At 60.6% G+C, this 2353-nt stretch carries 4 protein-coding genes; all 4 read left to right on the top strand.

From position 1 onward, the window contains the following. Positions 1–200: hypothetical protein (locus PYV02_RS15270; protein ID WP_275759937.1), on the top strand; the 200-nt coding region annotated here is incomplete at its 5' end. Between the two features lie 388 nt (positions 201–588). Further along, positions 589–1089 carry a hypothetical protein gene (locus PYV02_RS15265; RefSeq protein WP_275759936.1) on the top strand — a complete coding sequence of 167 codons (501 nt, stop codon included), beginning with the start codon at positions 589–591 and terminating at the stop codon, positions 1087–1089. Then, positions 1089–1850 (top strand): hypothetical protein, encoded by a 762-nt coding sequence (locus PYV02_RS15260; protein ID WP_275759935.1) that lies wholly within the window; start codon positions 1089–1091, stop codon positions 1848–1850. The genes PYV02_RS15265 and PYV02_RS15260 overlap by 1 nt, the downstream gene beginning before the upstream one ends. A gap of 30 nt (positions 1851–1880) precedes the next feature. Continuing rightward, on the top strand, positions 1881–2353 hold a 473-nt coding region (locus PYV02_RS15255), incomplete at its 3' end, for a hypothetical protein (RefSeq protein WP_275759934.1).

Here is a 2353-nt window from a genome sequence, read left to right as displayed (position 1 = left end):
TTTGTCGGTTCTCACCTGACCATCGCACGATGGCTCACCACGTCCACGACGTGACACTCGAGCCCGAGAACTACACCACCCCATGGGACGTCACCCGGGATCTGCCCCGCGCGCAATCTGCGGACGAAATCTCGACGCTCGCCGGTACTGGACAGGAGACGGGCGGGACCATCATGTGTAACAAACGTGCGACCGCATAACTAAAGTTATGCAGGGCCGCGGCGACAGACTGCCCACTCTTGCCTGTCAACACGCGCCAAAACACCGCATTCACGGGGGGAGGGGCGCGCTCAGCGGCCGCGGAGTTGCCGTTCGGCAGACATTCGTTATCTAGTTTATCGAGACACACATGAGGTGCACATTAGATGTCCCTCCGTCTCCTATCCAATCCCACAGAGCCTCGGAACGTCATGAAATAGCAGGTCAGACCGTAGAATTGCCAGACAGATGTTCGGATCGATCTCCGAATCTGCGCGGAACAGCATGGGAACTTAAAGCTGAAACGCAAGCAGATCTGAACGAAATGACGTGACATTGCCGAATATCTGCGCTATGGTTCGAGCGTCTTGAAAACCTTGGAGGATTCGAATGAGTGACCTGGACCCGGAGATTACGGCGATGACGGGCGTTGCGTCCGCACTGACGCCGCTAGATGAGGACGCACGTGGTCGCGTCCTCCGTTGGGCTGCCGAGCGGTTTGAGGTGACTCTCCAGCCCACCCGACTCGCTGTAGTCGAGGAGGAGGCGGACGCGGCGCCTATGGCCGTCGCCGTCACCTCCGAATACGCGTCTTTCGCCGAACTCTTCGAGAACGCCACACCGCGCACCACGACAGACAAGGCCCTCATCGCCGCGTACTGGTTCCAGGTCATCCAAGGGAGTTCGGGATTCCAATCCCAGCAGCTCAACACCGAGCTGAAGAACCTCGGCCACGGCCTCACCAATGTCACTGACTCGCTGGGCTCTGCCGAGCGCGCCAAGCCCACCCTCGTCATGCAAGTCAACAAGTCCGGCAAGAGCAAGCAGGCGCGTAAGACCTACAAGCTCACGCTGGCGGGCATTAGCTACGTGAAGGGGATGATCGGCTAGTGGTCATCGACCCCAAACAGGCCTTCAGCGCGCTCCCTGCAACTCTCGCGAAGGACCTCCTCGACGCCTACGAGGAGATAGTCACGAACTTCGCCGAGAGCCGGTGGGAGCCGTCGGAGCTGAACGGGGGGAAGCTCTGCGAAGTAGTCTTCACGATCATCAACGGCTACATGAGCGGGAGCTACCCTGATCGCGCCCAGAAGCCCAACCGGATGCCGGACGCCTGCAAGAACCTGGAGACGACGTACCTAACGGCTGCCCGCTCACCGCGAATCCAGATGCCGCGCATGATCGTCGCGCTATACGAGATCCGCAACAGCCGTGGCGTTGGTCACGCAGGCGGAGATGTCAACCCGAACCAGATGGATGCGACGGCGGTCCTTTACATGAGCAAGTGGCTCATGGCCGAATTGGTCCGTCTTCTGCACAACCTGACCACGGACGAGGCAACCGAAATTGTCGACGCCCTCGTCGAACGCGAGGTGGCCCTTGTGTACAAGTGGGGCGATAAGCGCCGTGTGATCAAGCTCGGCCTGACCTGGAGGCAGAAGGTTCTTCTCCTGCTCGCCGGGGTCACGGAGGCCGATGAGTCAGATCTCGTGCAGTGGCTCGAGCACAGGCGAGTTTCGGACTTGCGCAAAGACACGCTCCGGCCGATGCACGCCGACCTGTTGATCGACTTCGACGAGACCACCCACAAGGTCCGACTTCTCCCGCCCGGCGTCCGCGAGGCGGAGGCCCTAATCCACAAGCACCGCTAGTTCACAACTCGAATGATAGGAGAAAGAAGGATGAGCGATACCGAGTTTGATCTGAAGGTCGAGCGCGTGAAGAAGTCAGCCGAGGTCATCGCGACCCTGCCGAGCAAGGCGCTGCAGGCGGACGCGTTCCGTTACCTGCTTGGTGAAGTCCCCGTGACCGAGCCCAAGGTTAAGGCCGCTGGCAACGCTGCGGCGGTTCCGGAGGAAGAGCACACCACGCCCTCAAAGGAGAAGCGGAGCCGGCGTGCTTCGGGAACCAAGTCGACAATCACACAGGATCGAGACCTTGACCTCTTCCCGAAGGGCAAGACGCCGTTCAAGGAGTTCGCCGCCACGAAGAACCCTAGGAACAATGACGAGCGCTACCCGGTGGTCGTCTACTGGCTTCGGGGTGACGTCCCGCTGAGTGGATGCTCCTATTGCTGTCAAGCGGCCAGTGGTGGGCTGATTCGTTCCAGGACGGCGGTCGCTCGAGCTTCGAGGTCGGGGTCGGCGCGGGTGCC

It is taken from the genome of Antiquaquibacter metalliresistens (assembly GCF_029211225.1).
GTDB lineage: Bacteria > Actinomycetota > Actinomycetes > Actinomycetales > Microbacteriaceae > Rhodoglobus > Rhodoglobus metalliresistens.
This window is presented reverse-complemented; position numbering and strand designations above follow the sequence as displayed.

Coding starts and splice junctions, on each gene's coding strand:
- PYV02_RS15265 (WP_275759936.1), top strand. CDS start 589: ATGAGTGACCTGGACCCGGAGATTACGGCGATGACGGGCGTTGCGTCC.